This is a genomic window from Dellaglioa sp. CoH-57-MRSF-21 (genome assembly GCF_056781915.1).
The window spans coordinates 1-381 of sequence record NZ_JBXAXU010000095.1 but is presented as its reverse complement, the minus strand read 5'-3'; the positions used below and the strand labels follow the sequence as shown (position 1 = coordinate 381).

1 protein-coding gene is annotated in these 381 nt (G+C 52.2%); it reads left to right on the top strand.

Going from position 1 to position 381, the window contains the following annotated elements; genetic code table 11:
* Positions 1–381: hypothetical protein (locus AC1RPQ_RS08105; protein WP_481762278.1), on the top strand; the 381-nt coding region annotated here is incomplete at both ends.

Genomic DNA, 381 nt, shown 5'->3' with positions numbered 1-381 from the left:
GCCTTTTGAAGCTCCAGCAGGCAATGGCACTGATTCAGGTTACTGTTCAGCAAAACCCAGCAATCCTAAACGTTTACGCGTGGTCGGATGTCATTCCTCCGAACCAGATGATGAATCCGTTTGTCCCTGCGCTCTTGGTTCATGAGAATAACGCGGATGCTGAGCCGACGCTGATGACACAAGTGTCCACTACTCAGTGGGCCGTGGCAAGTGCACACTACAAGTACGCGACAAATCGCCAAACTGATGGTGGGTACGGTAGTCAGCTGTGGTTCCCGATTGCGGCATCGTCCAGTACGTGGATAGAGGTTAACGCTCAGTACATGCACAGTATCGATCTGACGGTCGGCAACCGTATCATGATCGTTCAGACACCTGAGG